The sequence below is a fragment of the Streptomyces sp. BA2 genome, assembly GCF_009769735.1.
In the GTDB taxonomy this organism is placed as follows: Bacteria; Actinomycetota; Actinomycetes; order Streptomycetales; family Streptomycetaceae; genus Streptomyces.
In genome coordinates this window covers 508,663-527,331 of record NZ_WSRO01000002.1, presented here as the reverse complement: position 1 = coordinate 527,331, position 18,669 = coordinate 508,663, and the positions used below count along the sequence as shown (strand labels likewise).

At 70.8% G+C, this 18,669-nt stretch carries 17 protein-coding genes; 11 read left to right on the top strand and 6 right to left on the bottom strand.

All coding sequences use genetic code 11. From position 1 onward, the window contains the following. The first annotated feature begins 51 nt into the window (after positions 1–51). Positions 52–1,545, top strand: a complete 1,494-nt coding sequence (locus tag E5671_RS05155; RefSeq protein WP_160502653.1) for an MFS transporter — start codon at positions 52–54, stop codon at positions 1,543–1,545. On the opposite strand, the gene E5671_RS05150 is transcribed toward E5671_RS05155, so the two are convergent. Next, positions 1,511–2,086 carry an SbtR family transcriptional regulator gene (locus tag E5671_RS05150; protein ID WP_160502652.1) on the bottom strand — a complete coding sequence of 192 codons (576 nt, stop codon included), beginning with the start codon at positions 2,084–2,086 and terminating at the stop codon, positions 1,511–1,513. The two genes, E5671_RS05155 and E5671_RS05150, sit on opposite strands and share 35 nt — an antisense overlap. A 242-nt stretch (positions 2,087–2,328) precedes the next feature. Between E5671_RS05150 and E5671_RS05145 the strand changes: the two genes are divergently transcribed. From E5671_RS05145 to E5671_RS05130, 4 genes are read left to right on the top strand one after another with little or no spacing between them, the layout of a single operon-like run. Then, positions 2,329–2,883 carry a 2Fe-2S iron-sulfur cluster-binding protein gene (locus E5671_RS05145; RefSeq protein WP_160502651.1) on the top strand — a complete coding sequence of 185 codons (555 nt, stop codon included), beginning with the start codon at positions 2,329–2,331 and terminating at the stop codon, positions 2,881–2,883. Continuing rightward, positions 2,880–3,872 (top strand): FAD binding domain-containing protein, encoded by a 993-nt coding sequence (locus E5671_RS05140; RefSeq protein WP_160502650.1) that lies wholly within the window; start codon positions 2,880–2,882, stop codon positions 3,870–3,872. Before E5671_RS05145 ends, E5671_RS05140 begins: the two co-directional genes overlap by 4 nt. Continuing rightward, the gene (locus E5671_RS05135; protein WP_160502649.1) at positions 3,869–6,004 is read left to right on the top strand and encodes a xanthine dehydrogenase family protein molybdopterin-binding subunit; all 2,136 of its coding nucleotides are present in this window, start codon (positions 3,869–3,871) and stop codon (positions 6,002–6,004) included. Before E5671_RS05140 ends, E5671_RS05135 begins: the two co-directional genes overlap by 4 nt. Next, entirely contained in the window at positions 5,997–7,148 is a 1,152-nt protein-coding gene (locus E5671_RS05130) for an XdhC family protein (protein WP_160502648.1), read from the top strand. The genes E5671_RS05135 and E5671_RS05130 overlap by 8 nt, the downstream gene beginning before the upstream one ends. A gap of 49 nt (positions 7,149–7,197) precedes the next feature. On the opposite strand, the gene E5671_RS05125 is transcribed toward E5671_RS05130, so the two are convergent. Both E5671_RS05125 and E5671_RS05120 read right to left on the bottom strand, forming a co-directional pair. After that, positions 7,198–10,179 carry an FAD-binding and (Fe-S)-binding domain-containing protein gene (locus E5671_RS05125; RefSeq protein ID WP_160502647.1) on the bottom strand — a complete coding sequence of 994 codons (2,982 nt, stop codon included), beginning with the start codon at positions 10,177–10,179 and terminating at the stop codon, positions 7,198–7,200. Between the two features lie 52 nt (positions 10,180–10,231). Then, on the bottom strand, positions 10,232–11,398 hold the full coding sequence (locus E5671_RS05120; RefSeq protein ID WP_160502646.1) for an aminotransferase class V-fold PLP-dependent enzyme: 1,167 nt from the start codon (positions 11,396–11,398) through the stop codon (positions 10,232–10,234). Between the two features lie 96 nt (positions 11,399–11,494). On the opposite strand from E5671_RS05120, the gene E5671_RS05115 reads away from it, so the two are divergent. Together E5671_RS05115 and E5671_RS05110 are read left to right on the top strand one after the other, a co-directional pair. Next, positions 11,495–12,274, top strand: coding sequence for an IclR family transcriptional regulator (locus E5671_RS05115; RefSeq protein ID WP_160502645.1), 780 nt, complete (start codon positions 11,495–11,497; stop codon positions 12,272–12,274). A gap of 249 nt (positions 12,275–12,523) precedes the next feature. Next, positions 12,524–13,912, top strand: coding sequence for an SLC13 family permease (locus E5671_RS05110; protein ID WP_160502644.1), 1,389 nt, complete (start codon positions 12,524–12,526; stop codon positions 13,910–13,912). 40 nt (positions 13,913–13,952) lie between these two features. Here the strand turns inward: E5671_RS05110 and E5671_RS05105 are convergent, their stop codons facing one another. Together E5671_RS05105 and E5671_RS05100 are read right to left on the bottom strand one after the other, a co-directional pair. After that, positions 13,953–14,717, bottom strand: a complete 765-nt coding sequence (locus tag E5671_RS05105; protein ID WP_160502643.1) for a DUF2071 domain-containing protein — start codon at positions 14,715–14,717, stop codon at positions 13,953–13,955. A 136-nt stretch (positions 14,718–14,853) separates the two neighbouring features. After that, positions 14,854–15,252: a DUF5997 family protein gene (locus E5671_RS05100; RefSeq protein WP_202121019.1), complete on the bottom strand. Its 399-nt coding sequence runs from the start codon at positions 15,250–15,252 to the stop codon at positions 14,854–14,856. A gap of 58 nt (positions 15,253–15,310) precedes the next feature. Here E5671_RS05100 and E5671_RS05095 point away from each other — a divergent pair, with 58 nt between their 5' ends. Continuing rightward, positions 15,311–16,162 (top strand): LysR substrate-binding domain-containing protein, encoded by an 852-nt coding sequence (locus E5671_RS05095; protein ID WP_160502641.1) that lies wholly within the window; start codon positions 15,311–15,313, stop codon positions 16,160–16,162. A 45-nt stretch (positions 16,163–16,207) separates the two neighbouring features. Here E5671_RS05095 and E5671_RS05090 read toward each other — a convergent pair whose 3' ends face one another. Further along, positions 16,208–17,224: a YdcF family protein gene (locus tag E5671_RS05090; RefSeq protein ID WP_160502640.1), complete on the bottom strand. Its 1,017-nt coding sequence runs from the start codon at positions 17,222–17,224 to the stop codon at positions 16,208–16,210. A gap of 114 nt (positions 17,225–17,338) precedes the next feature. Between E5671_RS05090 and E5671_RS05085 the strand changes: the two genes are divergently transcribed. From E5671_RS05085 to E5671_RS05075, 3 genes are all read left to right on the top strand, one after another. Then, positions 17,339–17,587: a hypothetical protein gene (locus tag E5671_RS05085; protein WP_237330106.1), complete on the top strand. Its 249-nt coding sequence runs from the start codon at positions 17,339–17,341 to the stop codon at positions 17,585–17,587. A 285-nt stretch (positions 17,588–17,872) separates the two neighbouring features. After that, positions 17,873–18,226, top strand: a complete 354-nt coding sequence (locus E5671_RS05080) for a hypothetical protein (RefSeq protein WP_160502639.1) — start codon at positions 17,873–17,875, stop codon at positions 18,224–18,226. Between the two features lie 174 nt (positions 18,227–18,400). Beyond that, positions 18,401–18,589, top strand: a complete 189-nt coding sequence (locus E5671_RS05075) for an antitoxin (RefSeq protein WP_160502638.1) — start codon at positions 18,401–18,403, stop codon at positions 18,587–18,589. Positions 18,590–18,669: the final 80 nt, after the last annotated feature.

Below are 18,669 nucleotides of genomic sequence, written 5' to 3'. Positions count from 1 at the left end.
CCGGAAGCGGGCGGAAGTCTCCGGGACGACTTCAACGAAACACTTGAAGTCATGAATCCAGCAGACAACGAACTGTCCGGGGCGGAGCTGCGCGCCGACGCTGTAGAGACCCACGGCACGGCGCCAGGCCGCCCCGCCCCCCACCTCGCCCGGCGGCGCTGGTGGACGCTCCTCGCGGTGAGCGCGGCCCAGCTCCTCGTGGTCCTCGACGGCACCATCGTGAACATCGCGCTCCCCTCCGCGCAGAGCGCACTCGGCATGTCCGACGCGAGCCGGCAGTGGGCGATCACCGCGTACGCCCTGGCCTTCGGCGGGCTGCTGCTGATCGGCGGCCGGGTCAGCGGCGCGCTCGGCCACCGGCGTACGTTCCTCATCGGTCTGATCGGTTTCGCCGCCGCGTCCGCGCTCGGCGGCGCTGCCGTGAACCCCGAGATGCTCTTCGGGGCGCGAGCCCTGCAAGGAGTGTTCGCCGCCCTCCTCGCGCCCGCGGGTCTTTCCTTGCTGACGATCACCTTCACCGAGCCCGGTGAACGCGGCCGGGCCTTCGGCGTGTTCGCCGCCGTGGGCGCCGCGGGGTCGGCGGTCGGGCTGGTCGCCGGGGGACTGCTGACCGAGTACGCCGGCTGGCGCTGGTGCCTCTACGTGAATGTCCCCATCGCCCTGCTCGCCGTGCTCGGCGCGACGTTCGTGCCACGTGACCGGCCGGTCCGGGACGGGGGACGGCTCGACGTGGCGGGCGCCCTGCTCAGTGCCGCGGGCTTCGCCGCGATCGTGTACGCCTTCAACGAGGCCGAGCCGCTCGGGTGGGATTCGCCGAGGGTCCTCGCCCTGCTCGCGGGTGGTGTTCTGCTGCTCGCCGCGTTCGCCGCCGTCGAGGTCCGCGCGCCGCGACCGCTGTTTCCGATGCGCGTGCTCGTACATCGCGCCCGCGCCGGTGCGTTCGCGTCCATCACTCTGCTGTTCGTCGCGATGTTCGGCTTCTACCTGTTCATGAGCTACTACACGCAGACGGTCCTCGGCTACTCACCCGTGGAGGCGGGCCTGACGCTGATCATCAACGCCGTGGCCGCCCTGGTCGGCGCGACACTGATCGCCGGGAAGCTCCACGGACGCGTCGCGCCCGCCGCGCTGATCGTGCCGGGGCTGCTTGCCGCGGCGGCGGGGATGTTCCTGCTGACCCGCCTGACCTCGCAGAGCACGGGCGTCCTTCCGCTGTACTTGGTGCCGGCGCTGATCCTGACCGGCCTCGGACTCGGCTGCGTGCTTCCTCCCACCGCGAGCCTGGCCACCGCGGACATGCCACCGCACGAGATCGGAGCCGCGGCGGCGGCCTACAACGCCTCCCAGCAACTGGGAGCCGCGCTCGGCACCGCCTTGCTCAACACGGTCGCGGCCAGCGCCACCGCTTCGTACCTGGCGTCCACCACGGATGGCATGCCGGCGGCCTCCGTGCACGGCTACACCACGGCCCTGACGGTCGCCTTCGGTATCCTGCTGGCCGCGGCATGTGTCAGCGGGGCGCTCCTGCGCGCAGTCCGTCCATGACCAGGTCCAGGAGCCGTCCGGCGCGTGTCTGCCAGTCGCCGTGCGGGTCGATCTGCCAGAGGCCCGCGATGGCGAGCAGGAAGTCGTCGGGGGTGACGCCGGGGCGGATGGTGCCCGCCTCCTCGTTCGCCTTCAGGAGGAGCGTGACCGCCGAGGTCACGGGCCCGTGGCCCACTCCGGCCAGCGTGCCGAGTGTGCTGGTGGCCTTGCGCATCGCGTCGGCCAGGCCTGCCTTGGCCATGGCGTACTGCGCGAGGCGGTCCATCCACTCCCGCAGGGCCTGGTCGGGCGCGCGGGTCTGGAGGAGCTGGCAGGCGGTGTCGGCGACCTGCTGCACTTCGTAGCGGTAGACCTCAAGGACGAGGGCCTCGCGGTTGGGGAAGTTGCGGTAGAACGTTCCTTGCCCGACGCACGCCTTCTTCGCGATCGCGCTGAGCGGGGCGTCCGCCGAGTGTGTCAACTCGGCCAGTGCCACTTCCAGGATGCGCTCGCGATTCCGTTGCGCGTCCGAGCGCAGGTGTGCGTCCTTCTTCTGATGCACTCGTCCTCCTCCCGAGAATCGCGGCCGGGCCACTCTTGCTAAGCGGACAGCTGTCCGTTAAGTTTTGAAGCTAACGGACAACTGTCCGCTTAGGGTCACCATACCGGCAGACCCCCCTTACGCACAGCGCCACCACCTCCCCGGAGCCTCCGTCGGGACCGCCCCGCGCGACGCTCCCGCTTTTACGTGACACAAGCTGATAAAAGCTGACAAGAGCTGAGAGAAGCGAAAGAAGGCTGATCGTGGCCCTATCGACGTCCAGCGCCATCACGCTGAACATCAACGGCGAAAAGCACTCGCTGCCCGTCGACCACCGCACCACCCTGCTCGACGCCCTGCGCGAGCGCCTCGATCTGACCGGCACCAAGAAGGGCTGCGACCAAGGGCAGTGCGGTGCCTGCACGGTCCTGATCGACGGACGCCGCGCGGTCTCCTGCCTGCAACTCGCCGTCGCCTCCGAGGGGCGCGAGATCACCACCATCGAAGGGGTGGCGCAGGGAGGCCAACTGCACCCGGTGCAGCAGGCGTTCCTCGACCTCGACGGTTACCAGTGCGGCTACTGCACGCCTGGGCAGGTCTGTTCGGCCATCGCGGTCATCGAGGAACACGCGGCGGGCTGGCCGAGCGCCGCCACCACCGACGTACGGCCCGAGGCAGGCGTTCCAGAGCTGAGCGCCGACGAGATCCGGGAGCGCATGAGCGGCAACCTGTGCCGCTGCGGCGCCTATGTGTCGATCGTCCAGGCGGTCGCGCAGGCGGCAGCCGCCGAGACCGAGGGTGCGGAGGCCGTGGCATGAGGGAATTCGGCTATCAGCGGGCGTCCGACGTCCCCGGCGCGGTCGCGCTCCTCGGCACCGACCCCGACGCACGCGTCCTTGGCGGCGGTACGAACCTCGTCGACCTGATGAAGACCGGCGTGGAGCGGCCCGGACTGCTCATCGACGTACGCGAGTTGCCCCTCGACCGCATCGAGGTCACGGACGACGGTGGCCTGCGGATCGGCGCCACCGTCACCAACAGCGATCTCGCGGCCCACCCTGAAGTGCGGCGCCGCTACCCGGCGTTGACGGAGGCCGTCCTGGCCGGCGCGTCGGGCCAGCTGCGCAACATGGCCACCGTCGGCGGAAACCTGCTCCAGCGCACCCGCTGCGGCTACTTCGCCGACCTGTCCAAACCCTGCAACAAACGCGCACCCGGCACCGGTTGCCCCGCCGTCGAGGGCGAGCACCACAACCACGCCATCCTCGGCGCCACCGAGCACTGCGTGGCCGTCCACCCCTCCGACATGGGCGTGGCGCTCGCCGCCTTCGACGCCGTCATCTCGTACGAGACGGCGGAAGGCACCGGCGAACTCCCGCTCGCCGACTTCTACTTGTCCGTGGGCAGCACCCCGCACCTGGAGACCGCGCTGCCGTCCGGCGCCCTCATCACCGGCATCACCCTGCCGCCGGCCCCGGTCGCCGCCCACTCCCGCTACCGCAAGGTGCGCGAGCGCGCGTCGTACGCCTTCGCGATCGGCTCGATCGCCGCGGCGATCGACGTCCAGGACGGCGTCGTACGCGAAGTGCGCCTGGCCTTCGGCGCGGTGGCGTCCCGGCCGTGGCGCGCCCGGGAGGCCGAGCGGGTCCTGACCGGAGGCCCCGCGACCGCCGAAGCGTTCGCCGCCGCCGCGGACGCGGAACTGGCCGCCGCGAAGACGCTGCCCCACAACGGCTACAAGGTGACGCTGATGCGCAACCTCGTCGTCGCCCTGCTGACCGAGATCACTGAGGAGGTGGCCCGATGACGGCGCAGTCCGCGACGACCACGTCCACCGCGGCGTCGAGCGCCGTCGGCGCTTCGTTCACCCGTGTGGAGGGCCTGGACAAGGTCACCGGCGCTGCCCGGTACGCGGGAGAGATCCCCTTCGCCGAACTCGCCCACGGCTGGCTGGTGTTGTCCACGATCGCGCGCGGGCGGGTCCTCTCGGTCGAGTCGGATCCTGTCCGCCAGATGCCCGGTGTCCTGGCCGTCCTGCACCACGGGAATGCGCCGCGCGTCGACAGCGACTACATCAGCATGCTCGGCCCGCCCGACCCGATGGTCGAGGTCTTCCAGCACGACCGGGTGCCCTTCGTCGGCTGGCCGGTGGCGATGGTCGTCGCCGAGACCTCGGAGCAGGCGCGAGAGGCCGCCGAGGCGCTGGTGGTGCGGTACGAGGAGGAGCCGCACGACGTCGCGTTCTCCGCCGCGCACCCTGGCACCTACACCCCCGACGGCGACGGCCATCTGATGGAGAAGGGTGACCTGGAGGCCGAACTCGCCGCGTCCTCCCACGTGGTGGACGAGGAGTACACCACACCCGAAGAGCACCACGGCTCGATGGAACCGCACGCGGCGATGGCGCGCTGGGACAACGGCCGCCTCGAAGTCGTCGACTCCAACCAGGGCAGCACCTGGGTCGCGGACGAGCTGTCGAAGCTGTTCTCGCTCGACCCGGCATCGGTCCGGGTACGGTCCGAACACGTCGGCGGCGCCTTCGGATCCAAGGGCGTACGCGTGCACCAGATCCTCGCCGTGATGGCGGCGACACAGCTCGACCGCCCGGTCCGGGTCGTCCTCAGCCGTCGCCAGCTGTTCTCGCTCACCGGCTACCGCAGCCCCACCGCCCAGCGAGTGAGGCTCGGCGCCGACGCCGACGGGCGGCTGCGCGCCGTCGACCACCAGGCGCACAGCCTCACGTCGACGGTCCACGAATTCGTCGAGGGGAGCGCCGGGTTCGGGCGTCCGATGTACGCCGCCGACGCCCACCGCAGCGTCAACCGCGTGGTGCGCCTCGACGTGCCGACGCCGACCTACATGCGCGCGCCCGGCGAGGCTCCGGGCTCTTTCGCCCTGGAGTCCGCGCTCGACGAACTCGCCGAGCGGTGCGGCGTGGACCCGATCGCCCTGCGTGCCCGCAACGAACCGGACGTCGGCCCCGTCTCCGGGCTGCCGTTCGCCAGCCGCAATCTGCTGTCCGCCTTCCAGGAGGGCGCCCGCAGGTTCGGCTGGGCGGACCGGGATCCGCGTCCCGGGCTGCGGCGCGAGGGGCGCTGGCTGCTCGGCACCGGCACGGCGGCGGCTTCCTTCCCGGTGATCGTCATGCCGTCCACGGCGGCCGTGACGGCGGAGGCCGACGGCACCTTCACGGTGCGGATCAACGCGGCGGACGTCGGCACGGGCGCACGTACCGCACTGACCCTGATCGCCGCGGAAGCCCTCGAGGTCCCCCAGGACCGCGTCCGTGTGCGCATCGGCGACAGCGACTTCGGCCCGGCGGCGATCTCCGGCGGTTCGATGGGCACCCGCTCCTGGGGCTGGGCCGTCCGCACGGCGGTGGCCGACCTGCGGGAGCAACTGGCCCTGGGCGGCGACATCCCGCCGCAGGGCATCACCGTGCGCTCCGACACCAGCGCGGCCGTCGGGGCCCTCGAGCAGAAGGAACGGCACTCCTTCGGCGCGCAGTTCGCCGAGGTCGCCGTCGACGTCACCACAGGTGAGGTGCGGGTGCGCCGCATGCTCGGCATCTTCGCTGCGGGCCGCATCATCAACCCGCTCACCGCGCGCAGCCAGTTCGTCGGCGGCATGACCTGGGGCCTTTCCATGGCCCTGCACGAGGAGGCCCACCGCGACCAGGCGACGGGCGGCCACGTCGGCGCCGACTTCGCGGGCTACCACTTCGCCGCCAACGCCGACGTACCGGTCATCGAGGCGGACTGGGTCGAGGACACGGACGCGGACGACCCGGTCGGCATCAAGGGCATCGGCGAGATCGGCATCGTGGGGGCCGCCGCGGCCATCGCCAACGCGGTCTGGCACGCGGCCGGCGTACGCCACCGCCACCTGCCCATCCGTCCCGACCGTGTCCTGGACGCGGGAGGAGCCACGGGTGCTTGACATCGCCGAAGCGCTGAACCGCTGGGTCGGGGAGGGCCGGGACTTCGCTGTCGCCACCGTCGTGACGGTGGGCGGCAGCGCGCCGCGCCCGCCCGGCGCCGCCCTCGCCGTCGACAGCGCGGGCACGGTCATCGGTTCGGTCTCCGGCGGCTGCGTGGAGGGGGCGGTGTACGAGCTGTGCGTCCAGGCCCTCCAGGACGGCAGGGCCGTGCGCGAGCGGTTCGGCTACAGCGACGAGGACGCCTTCGCGGTCGGTCTGACCTGCGGGGGAGTCATCGAGGTCCTGGTCACGCCGCTGGCCGCGGATGCCCCGGGCAGGCAGGTCTTCGCGGCGGCGCTCTCGGCCGCCGCCCGCGGGGAGTCCGCGGCGATCGCCCGCGTGGCCCAGGGCCCCGCCGAACTCCTCGGCAGGGTCGTGCTCGTCCACCCCGACGGCTCGCACGAAGGAGGCCTTGAGGGGCATCCTGACCTCGACCGGACGGTGGTGGGCGAGACCCGCGCGATGCTGGACGCGGGCCGCACCGGCGAGTTCGACGTCTCGGAGAGCGGTTCGCGCCGCGGGGAGCCCTTGACTCTGTTCGTCGAGTCGAGCGTGCCCCCGCCCCGCATGATCGTCTTCGGTGCGATCGACTTCGCCGCGGCCCTGGTGCGCACGGGCAAGTTCCTCGGTTACCACGTGACCGTGTGCGACGCCCGTCCGGTCTTCGCCACGCGGGCCCGCTTCCCCGAGGCCGACGACATCGTGGTCGACTGGCCGCACCGCTACCTCAGGGACACCGCGACCGACGGCCGCACGGCCTTGTGCGTCCTCACCCATGACGCCAAGTTCGACATCCCGCTCCTTGAGGTGGCCCTGCGGCTTCCGGTCGCGTTCGTCGGCGCGATGGGCTCACGCCGCACGCACGAGGACCGCAACCGGCGCCTGCGTGAAGTCGGCGTCACCGACGAGGAGTTGGCGCGCCTGCACTCGCCGATAGGGCTCGACCTCGGGGCCCGCACACCGGAGGAGACCGCCCTGTCCATAGCGGCCGAGATCGTCGCGGCGCGAAGGGGCGGGACGGGTGTTCCGCTGACCGGATCCGGGACGCCGATCCACCACGAAGCGGGCGGTGCGGGGGCGGGCGACTCCCACGCAGCCGCGTGACCGTGACCTGACCGGGCCTGGCCTGGCGCGGGGCGGTCGCGGTGCTCGTTCACCGCGACCGCCCTGGCGCTCGCGCCGGCTCCGCCGCCTCCCACAGCAGCTGCACCGGATGCCAGGCGTTCCGCTCGGTCCCGTGGAAGATCTGCTGGCGGCAGGACACACCGGTGGCGACCACGACCGTGTCGGCGTCCTCGGCCTCGATGGCGGGGAACAGCCGGTCATCGCCGACCGTCATCGACACCTCGTAGTGCTCGGACTCGAAACCGAAGGATCCCGCCATCCCGCAGCACCCGGCGTCCAGTTCGGACACCGTCACCCCCGGGATGCGCTCAAGGAGAGCCACGGTCGCGGCCGTACCCACCTCCGCCTTCTGATGGCAGTGACCGTGGTAGAGCAGCTTGCGCCCGGCGAGCCATGAGTCCTCACGCAGCCGGAGCCGCCCGTCGTCGATGGCCTCGCCCAGCAGCTCCTCGACCTGGCGTACCCTCCCTGCGATGTCCTTGACGGCGATGTCGTCCGGCAGCAGGGCCCGGTGTTCGTCGCGCAGCGTCATCAGGCACGAGGGCTCGCAGCCCACGATCGGTGAGCCGGCCTCCGTCGACTCCCGCAAGGTATGGGCGAGTTGGCGCGCCTTGCTCTTCGCGTCGTCGACCAAGCCCTTGGAGAGGCTGGACCTTCCGCAGCAGCCGCCGCTCTCCAGCCGCACCCGCCACCCCGCCCGTTCGAGAAGCTCGATGGCCGCACGGCCGATGCCGGGCTCGGTGTACGTGGTGAAGGAGTCGGCAAGGTAGGTGACGGTGCCCTGCGTGACCGGGTGTGCGGTAGGCGTACGGTGGCGGAACCAGCGCAGCAGGTTGCGTCGCACGAACACCGGCAGGGGCCGCTGAGGAGCGATGCCGACCAGGCGGTCCATGAGCCGGCGCACCGGTGCGATGCGCCCCGGCAGATTGGACAGGGGCGCGGTCGCGGAGCCCAGGCGGTTCAGGAGCCGGATCGCTCCGAACAGGCGGGTGCGCAGCGGCACTCCGTGGGTGTCGTGGTAGTGCGAGAGGGTCTCGCTCTTGAGGGTGGCCATGTCGACGCCGAGAGGGCATTCGCTCTTGCACGCCTTGCACATCAGGCACAGGTCGAGGATCTCGTGCAGCCGCTCGTCCCCGAGCGCGGCCTTCGGATCGGGCTCGGAGAGGGCCTTGACCAGGGCTCCTGCCCGGCCGCGGGTGGAGTCCTCCTCCTTGCGCGTTGCCATGTACGAGGGGCACATGGCGCCGCTGCCGGACTTGCGGCACAGGCCGATGTTCATGCAGCGGTCCGCCGCCGCGCGCATGCCGCCACCGCCCACGACCTCGAACGAAAGGCGGGTGCGGAGCGGTTCGGCGGGTGGCAGCGCCGCGTCGCGCAAGTTCTCCGTCATCGGCGCCGCGTCCACGATCTTGCCCGGGTTGAGGATGCCGTCGGGGTCGAAGAGCCGCTTGACCTGGCGCATCGCCTCGTACAGCTTCTCGCCGAAGATCTCCCGGTTGAACTCGCTGCGCGCGAGACCGTCCCCGTGCTCGCTGGAGTTCACCCCGCCGTACTCGGCGACCAGATCCTTGACCTCCTCCGCGACGGCGCGCATCCGGCCGATGTCCGCCGGGTCGGCGAGGTCGAGATAGGGCCGGATGTGCAGACAGCCGACCGAGCAGTGGCCGTAGAAGCCGGCCGTCATGCCGTGCCGGTCCAGGACGTCCTTGAATCTGCGGGTGTAGTCGGCCAGATGCACCGGGTCGACCGCGGTGTCCTCGACGAAGGCGAGCGGGCGCCGGGTGCCCTCGCTTGCCGCCATCAGCAGGCCGAGCCCTGCCTTGCGGACCTTCAGGAGCGACGACTGCTGGGCCGGGGTGACCGCCTGGAGGGTGTGGTAGCCGTGCCCGTGCCGGGACCATAGCTTGGTGAGCCGCCGCATCCGGTCCAGGAGTTCGCCCTCCTCGTCGCCGGTGAAGGACACGAAGAGCAAGGCCTCGGGCTGTCCTTCCAGGAGGTCGCCGAGCGCCGCGTACTCGATCTTGCGGCGGGACAGATCGAGGATCGTACGGTCCATCAGCTCCACGGCGGCCGGATCGCAGGCCAGCGCGTCCTCGGTCCCCGCGATGGCTCCCGCCACGGAGGTGAAGTGCCCGACGGCGATCACCGTGCGGCGCGGCTTGGGCACCAGACCGACGAGGGCGCTCGTCGCGACGGCGAGCGTCCCCTCGGAGCCGACGACGAACTTGGCGAGGTCGAAGGGGGCGTCCTCGCGGGCCAAGCGGTCGAGGCGGTAGCCGCAGGCGCGGCGCCAGTGCTCCGGGAACCCCTCGGCGATGGCCGCCGCATTGGCCCGCACGATCTCGGGCAGCTCCCGGTACAGGGCGCCCTCCAGCGTCAACTGCTCTGCCCTGTAAGCGCGTTCGGCCTCGTCGACCCGACCGAGGGGCACCCGGCTTGCGTCCGAGAGCACCACATCGAGTTCACGGACGTGGTCGATGGTCATGCCGTAGCGCACCGATCCGCTGCCGGCCGAGTTGTTGCCGATCATCCCGCCGATGGTGGCGCGGTTGCTGGTCGAGGTGTCCGGGCCGAACATCAGTCCCCACGGGCTCGCCGCGCGATTGAGCTGGTCCTGTACGACACCGGCCTCGACCAGGGCCGTACCGCTGGCTGGGTCGAGCTCGACGATGCGGTTCATGTGCCGGGACAGATCGAGCACGAGGCCGGGCCCGACGGTCTGGCCCGCCAAGCTGGTCCCGGCCCCGCGTGGCACGACGGGCACCCGGTGGGCCGCCGCCGCAGCGACCGCGGCGGCGACGTCGTCGGCGTGCCGGGGGAAGACCACGCCCATCGGCGTGATGGCGTACATGCTCGCGTCCCGGGCGAACAAGTGCCGGGTGTAGTCGTCGAATTGGACCTCTCCTTCGAGGTCCCTGACCAGGTCCTTCTGGAGACCGCGGGCCCGGTCCTGGGTCTCGGAGCCTTCGGCGCTTTCGTGGGTGGGGCTCTCGCCCTCGGTGACGGTCATGCTCGGCAACCTCCTCGGCGGGACGGTGACTTCGGCGGGCGCTCGTCCGCAGTCACTCGGCGCGCAGGACGTCGAGGGCGGCGGTGAGACCGCCGGGATCGATGCGTACACCGGCCAGTTGAAGGCCCATCTGGACCCCGGCGAGGGTGCCCGCGAGCGTCAGATCGTTGAGGTGGCCGAGGTGGCCGATGCGGAAGATCCGTCCGGCGAGTTTGCCGAGGCCCGCGCCCAGGGACATGTCGAACCGTTCAAGGATGATCTCGCGTACCTTGTCGGCGTCCTGGCCCTCGGGCATGAGCACCGCGGTCAGCGAGGACGAGTGCTCGCGGTCGTCGGCGCACAGCACCTCAAGTCCCCAGCCGCGCACGGCGGTTCGGGTGGCGGCCGCATGCCGGTCGTGCCGTGCGAAGACCTCGGGCAGCCCCTCGTCGTGGAGCATCCGCAGCGCTTCGGCGAGACCGTAGAGGAGGTTGGTGGCGGGGGTGTACGGGAAGAATCCGCGCCGGTTCGCCTCGATGATCGGCTGCCAGTCCCAGTAGGACTTGCGCAGCCGCGCGGTGCGCGATGCGGCGAGAGCCTTCTCGCTCACCGCGTTGAAGCCGAGCCCGGGCGGGAGCATCAGCCCCTTCTGGGACCCGGCGACGGTGACGTCGACGCCCCACTCGTCGTGCCGGTAGTCGATCGAACCCAGCGAGGAGATCGTGTCGACGAGCAGCAGCGCAGGGTGTCCTGTGGCGTCCATCGCCTGCCTGATCTCGGGCACCCGGCTGGTCACGCCGGTCGATGTCTCGTTGTGCACCACGCAGACGGCCTTGATCGTACGAGCGCTGTCGGCCGCGAGGCGTTCGGCGATGGCCTCGGGAGATGCGCCGTGGCACCAGTCGCCGGGGAGGAAATCGACGTAGAGGCCGAGACCGGCTGCCATCTGCTGCCAGAGCGTGGCGAAGTGGCCGGTCTCCACGTGCAGCACCCGGTCCCCGGTGCTGAGCGTGTTGACCAGGGCCGCCTCCCAGGCGCCGGTGCCGGAGCCGGGGAAGACCACGACGGGCCCGGAGGTGCCGAAGACCGGCTTCAGGGAGGCGAGCAACTCCGTGGTGAGCGCGGCGAATTCGGGTCCGCGGTGGTCGATGGTCGGCGCCGAGATGGCGCGGAGCACCTGATCGGGGACGTTGGTCGGGCCTGGTATCTGCAGGAAGTGCCGCCCGGCTTGCGAGGTCACTGTGGCCAACTCCCTTGAGAAGCGTGCCGCATTGTGGCACGGTGTGTCGTAAGGTGGCACGGTGAGCGTAGGGCCGACCCGGTGGGGAGTCAACGGATGCAGAGCGTTCTCAACGCACTTCGCGTGCTGGAAGAGGTCGCCACGCGGCAGCCGATCGGCGTCGCCGACCTGGCCAGGAGCCTTGAGCTGCCCAAGAGTTCGGCGCAGCGCGCCCTGCGCACACTGCATGAGGCGGGCTGGATCCGCCCGGCCGCGGGCGAGGTCACCCGCTGGGTCGTGACCACCAAGGCATTGCAGGTCGGGCGCCGCGCGACGGGGGAGCTGAGCCTGCGTGACGTCGCTCTGCCGCTCATGGAGGAGCTGCGGCGGCGCATCGACGAGACGGTTCATCTGACGGTGCCTGACGGCGACAAGGTGGTGCTGATCGAGCGCCTGGAGACCTCCAAGCCGGTGCGCATCATCCTGGCACTCGGCACCCAACTCCCCCTTCACGCCTCCGCGAACGGCAAGGCGGTCCTCGCGGAGAGCTCCCGGGAAGTGATCGACCGTCACCTGGGCTCCGGTCTCGAGGAGTTCACGGGCTCGACCATCACGGACAAGGAAGGGCTGCTCGCCGAACTCGCGGCGACCAGGGAGCGGGGGTACGCCACGAACGGCGGGGAGTGGCGCGACGACGTGTCCGCCGTCGCGGCCGCCGTGTGGGACGAGTCGGGGACGCCGGTCGCGAGCATCAGCGTGAACATGCCGACGAGCCGGATGACTCTGGAGGCGAGAGCCGCGTACGGCGCGCTGGTGAGCGAGACGGCGCGGCAGGTCAGCGTGGCGCTGGGGCATCCACGACAGGCCGCTGGGGGTGGGCCGGCACTCGGCCTCTAGCAGGCTCCGCCTCGCGCAACGTATTCGGGCGTTCCCCTTGACGCCCCGGGGAGCCCGCTCCAATACTCCCCATTGCGAAAGCTCAATTCCGCCAGGCGGAATTAATTATCCCCCTGGGCTCCTTCGGCCCACGGGCGGACGTCCGTGCGCGCCGTCATCCGCCGCGCACTCCTCTACGCCGCGCGCACCCCTCGTCACGCGCCCCGGCGCACCGCGACATGACCATCGGCCGACGGCAAGGGAGCCCTCGTGTCAGATCAAGTCATCTCCATCATCGCCCTGGTCCTTGTCTTCGCCATCGCCACCTTCTCCGCCGTCCATCTGGGCGCGCTCGCGCTCGTGGCCGCGTTCATCGTCGGCTCCACCGTGGCGGACGAATCGACCGACGACTTGTTCTCCGGCTTCCCCGGTGACCTGTTCGTCGTGCTGGTCGGCGTCACACTTCTGTTCGCCATAGCGAAGAACAACGGCACAGTGGACTGGCTCGTCAACGCTGCGGTGAAGGCGGTGAGGGGCCGCATCGCCCTCATCCCCTGGGTCATGTTCCTCGTCACCGCACTCCTCACCGCGGTCGGTGCGGTCACCCCGGCAGCGGTCGGCATCGTGGCCCCCATCGGCCTCGGCTTCGCCGCCGCCTACGGCATCAACCCCGTACTCATGGGCCTGCTCATCGCCAACGGCGCCAGTGCGGGCGGGTTCTCGCCGATCGGCGTGTTCGGCAGCATCACCAACAACGTGGTCGAGCGGAACCACCTGCCGGGCAACCCCGCCCTCCTGTTCACCGCCTCGTTCCTGTTCAACGTGGCGCTGTGCGTCATCGTCTTCTTCGCCTTCGGCGGCCGGCAGTTGCTAGGGCAACGCGCGGAGACGTACAAGGCAAGTGGAGACGGTGGCGACGGAGGCGCCGGCGGTAAGCGACACGACGACGCGCCCCCGCCCGGCGGACCCGGCGGCCAACTCGTCGAGGCGGGCACGGCACCCCGCCCTACCCTCGCCGTCGCCACCACCACTCAACCCGCTGCACCGGACGAACCCCTCACCCTCGACGGCCCGCGCGCGCTCACCCTCATCGGGCTCCTCAGCCTCGTCGCCGGAGCGCTCTTCTTCGACCTCGACGTCGGCCTGATGGCGCTCACCATCACCGTCGTCCTCTCCCTGGTCTCACCGAAGTCGGTCACCGGCGCCGTGGACCGGTGCGCGTGGTCAACCGTCCTGCTGGTCTGCGGCATCGTCACCTACGTGAGCCAGATGGAGCGCATGGGCACCATCGACTACCTCGGCAAACAGGTCGCCGCCATCCAGGCACCCCTCGTCGGGGCCCTCCTGATCTGCCTCATCGGCGCCCTGGTCTCCGCCTTCGCCTCGACCACCGGAATGCTCGGCGCGCTCATTCCACTGGCCGTGCCCTTCCTGCTCGCCGGCGAGGTGGGGGCCGTCGGGCTCATCACGGCGCTGGCCATCTCCGCGTCCGTGGTGGACGCCTCGCCGTTCTCCACCAGCGGAGCACTGGTGACCGCCAACACCCCCGCAGACCAACGCGAGTTCGTCTTCCGCCGCCTCATGGCCTGGGGACTCGGCATCAGCCTGATCGGCCCCCTCGTCACCTGGGCCCTGTTCGTCGTGCCGAGCTCACTGTGAGGGCCGCACGAGCTGCTGTCGTACGCTGTCGCCGCGGCCGTCAGGGAGTCGGAATGCCGCCCGGCCGGGCCGGGCGCCCGAAGCGAACCGGAACGCCCGGCGAATACAGCACGCTCACCGGGTCCCCGACCGGCCGCGGCAGCCCAGCGGCCGCGGTCAGGTCCTCGTCGCACTCGATCAGATCGGCCCGGTGCAGCGGCCAGCGCGGATGCGCGTTCGGCAGGAACATCTGCCGCCCGAAGAACGTGTTGTGCATGCCCCACCGGGCCGTCAGGAAGTGCTCGAAATCGGTGGGCTCCTCGACCGGCTCGCCCACCCGGACGGCTATCCGGCTGTGCGCACCCCGCGGCCCCGGCCAGCGTCTCGCACTCGTGTACGTGACGGTGTCGCCGCTGCGCCGGATGCTCATCCGCGACCACTGGTACGGCAGCCGGAAAGCACCACGTGCCACCGCCACCGGAATCAGGCGCGAGGCGTCCAGGGAGCGGAAGACGACGCCGCGGCGGCCATGGGCGTCCACCGAGTAGAGGCGCACGTTGGTCTCGGGAAACGTACCCAGATAGGGGATGCCGGGCAGCCGGAACCAGCCGACCCGGTGCATGCGGAACGCGACCAGACCCACGTAGGTCGCCCCGTCGTGGAGGTCGGGAACAGTCCCGGCCGGCAGGAGCGGCGCGACATCCGCGGGATCCACGGCCCAGTGCACAAAGGCAAGGTCCAGCCACGACTGCGTGAGCAGCGGGTTCTCGGCGGAGGCGGGCGGATCGGCGGTAATCGGTTCCGGGACGGCGGGAGTGAGGACCACGCAATCAGCATCGCAGGGGCCCAGGCCGCGCCCGGCACGGGGGGCGAGCACGGGGGCGGGGGAGCCGCGCGGCACGACTGAGCCCCCGGCTGACCGAGTCAGGGTCCGGGGGCTCGGGTCGGAGTTCCGAGTGAGGTCAGGAACGCGACTGGCGCTCCTGCTCCGCGGCGTTCTTCTCCTTGATGCGTACCGCTTCCTTGCGGACCTCGGCCTGGGTGGCGCGCTCCTTCTGCAGCCACTCCGGGTTGTCGGTCTTGATCGCTTCGATCTGCTCCGTGGTGAGGGCCTCGGTGACCCCGCCACGCGCGAGACCGGCGATGGACACGCCGAGCTTCGACGCGACGACCGGCCGCGGGTGCGGGCCGTTGCGCCGCAGCTCCTGGAGCCACTCGGGCGGCTCGGTCTGCAGGGCGTTCAGCTCGGTGCGCGAGACGACACCCTCCTGGAACTCGGCGGGGGTGGCCTCGAGGTACACACCCAGCTTCTTCGCCGCGGTCGCGGGCTTCATGGTCTGGGTGGTCTGGTGCGACGTCATGGTCCCCAGGGTATCGAGCATGTGAGCTACCGCCGACCACGACCGGTAACCTGGCGGAGTGACGGACTCGCAAGTAACCCCTTCTTTCAGGCTCGCGTACGTCCCGGGGGTGACACCCACCAAGTGGGTGCGGATCTGGAACGAGCGGCTGCCGGACGTGCCGCTGACCCTCGTGCCGGTCTCTCCCGGCGAGGCGTTCGAGCTGCTGCGAGGTGGCGGCGCCGACGCAGGTTTCGTACGACTGCCCGTCGACCGTACGGACCTCAGCGCGATCCCCCTCTACACCGAGACGACAGTCGTGGTGATCCCCAAGGACCACGTCATCGCGGCGGTCGACGAAGTGACTGCCGGGGACCTGGCCGACGAGACCGTCCTGCACCCCCTCGACGACACCCTCCCGTGGGAGAGCCTGTCCGGAAAGACCAGCCTGCCCGGAAAGGCCGCGAACGAGCGCCCCGCCACGACAGCGGACGCCATCGAACTGGTGGCGGCGGGCATCGGCGTCCTCGTCGTCCCCCAGTCGCTCGCCCGCCTGCACCACCGCAAGGACCTCACTTACCGCCCGCTCACGGAAGCCCCCGAATCGCGGGTCGCGCTGTCCTGGCCGGAGGACGCGACCACGGACCTGGTGGAGGACTTCATCGGGATCGTGCGAGGACGCACCGTCAACAGCTCACGCGGCCGCACCCAGACTCCGCCGGCCGCGTCCGCAGCGGACCAGTCGAAGCGCAAGAGCCCCGACAAGGGTGCAGCCCGGCGCAAGCCGACGGCGGGCAAGCCCACCGGAAAGCCCACCGGAAAGACGGGAAAGCCCGCCGGAAAGTCCGGCAAGAGCGCACGCGGCGGTTCCGGCGGTTCCGGCGGGGCGTCGAAGGGCGGCAAGCGGGGCAAGCCCGGCCGACGGTCGTAGCCCCGGCCTCGGCGCCCGCGCGGGGGCAGCCACCGGCGAGCGTCCTCAGGAGCCGTTCCGCTGTGCCCACCAGGCGAGCACCCCGCCGAGGACGAGCAGCAGGCAGATGGCCACGTTGGTCCGCTTGTAGGCGACGAGGACCGCGGCGAACTCACGGATCGTCGCGGTGGGCCAGAAGTACGCGGCGGTCGGCGAGCCCACCACCTGGCCCCTGAGCCCGGTCCGCCGAGCGGTGAGGGCGGCACGGAAGGCGTGGTAGTTGTTCGTGACGATGACGCACCGGTAGTCAGGCTTCGACTTCTCCATGATCGCCTTGCTGAACCGCAGATTCTCGTCGGTCGTCGTCGAGCGGTCCTCCCGCTCGATCAGGCCAGCGGGAAACCCATGGGCGATCAGATCGTCGGCCATCGCGTGGGACTCCGGCACGTCCTCGTCCGGCCCCTGGCCGCCCGAGGTGATGACCACCGGCGCATCGCCCCGCTCGGCGAGGCGCGCGTGCACCGCTTGCGCCCGCCTGAGGCGACTGGCCAACAGAGGCGGCACGGTGGACCCACCGACGAGTCCCGAACCGAGGACGACCACGAAGTCGGCCTTGCGGCGCACGCGCTGCCGCCCGTACAGGAACGCGTAACAGACGAAACAGAGGAACAGGAACGCGAGATAGGCGGCCAGACCGCCGGCCGCCGTTCCCACGCCGACCCACACCGGCGTCCGTACGACCACTGCCATGACCACCAGCGCCACGACAGCCAGGATGGCCAATGCGGCCACCAGTGAAAGCAAGTTGGTGGGGCTCCTGCCTTCTTTGCGCACCATCTGCAGGCCGTTGGAGAACAGGAAGCACGTCAGTACGAGGATGCTCAGAGCGCCAAGGACCAGCGCCGCCCACGCCACGGCCTGACCCGATGCCGAGCCGGACCTGATCAGTTGGACCACCCACGCCGCGAGACCGCAGAGCGCTGCGAGTCCCAGGATCACGGCATTGCTGAACTTCCTGCGCTCGCGCGCCACGCGTACGCAGAAGACGAGGAAGAGGAGCGCCGCCGGGGCGTAGACCAACATCCGCACAGCGTAGGCGCCGCCGACCCGCGCCTCGGGCCGGAATCGAAGACGGCCGCTGTGGTGATCTCAGGGATCAGACCGTGCCCTTATCCGCGTCAGGGAGTTGACCCCGGTATGAAGAAGCGAAGCGTACTGGCCGTTGCCTCTCTCGCCGCCGGGGCTGTCATCGCCGCGATCAGCCCGCCTCCGGGAGCGGACACGGCCGACACGAAGGAGCGCGCCCACGCCGCGGGCACGCTGGACGAGATCGGCGACGCCGGTCCGGGGAGCGAGGGGACCGAGGGGGCCCAGGGCGCCCCGCAGACGCCCGGCGCCGGCGTCGGCGTGGTCGCGCCCGACATCTCCAGCACCCAGCGGCTCTGAGATGTCCCCTGCCCGACCGATCCGCAAGAGCGTGGCGCGACTCGCAGCCGGGTTGGCGCTGAGCCTCCTGACCCTGCCGGTGCTCGGCGGCACCGCCACGGCCGGCGGCACCTGCTTCGCCACCCACGCCGACGACGGCGGCTGACGACGGCTAACGTTGGGCCCGCCGCTCCGGGCCCGCCGCTCAGCCCAACTGAATGCGGTGGCCCGCCCCCTCGCCCTGCCGGTATCGTCCGCCTCCTGACCAGCCGCTTCGGCGGCCTTCGACCCAGAGGTGGACTTCTCATGACCGGCCGGCCCGCGACGACGACCCTGTGGCGCCCGACCGGCCCCAAGGAGCTGGAGCTGGTCCGGGAGTTGAACTGGCGTGCCTGGCCGCCCCGCCTGCCCGAGCAGCCGATCTTCTATCCGGTCCTCAACGAGGACTACGCGGTCAGGATCGCCAGGGACTGGAACGTGAAGCACGACGGCGCCGGTCACGTGACGCGCTTCGAGGTCGACTCGGAGTTCCTGCGCCGGTACCCCGTCCAGCAGGCGGGCGGTCGCACGATCCTCGAACTGTGGGTTCCGGCCGAGGAGCTCGACGAGTTCAACGAGCACATTGTCGGCGAGATTCAGCTGGTACACACTTTCCGCTGAGAGACGCGGACCCCGGATACGTCCGCAGACTCGGGGCGTGCGCTCACCTGCGCCGTTCCCGTGTGCGCGACGGCGCCATCGGGGCCACCAGGTGCGGATCCGAGCCACCAGATGCGGATCAAGCCTCGTGGTGTGAGCCTGTATGTGGGGGCGACACGAGAGAGGCGGTTGCCCATGTCAGTCATGGACAAGCTGAAGCAGATGCTCAAGGGCCACGAGGACAAGGCCGGGCAGGGAATCGACAAGGCGGGTGACTTCGTCGACGGGAAGACCCAGGGGAAGTACTCCGGCCAGGTCGACACCGCACAGGACAAGCTCAGGGACCAGCTCGGCCGGGACCAGGACAAGCCTCCGCAGCCGTAGGCCCACGTTTGTCAGTGCCCGCCGATAGGCTGGTCGCTTCCATCCGCGCTGTGGCTGCAGCGCTGCCGCCCCGTCCCCGT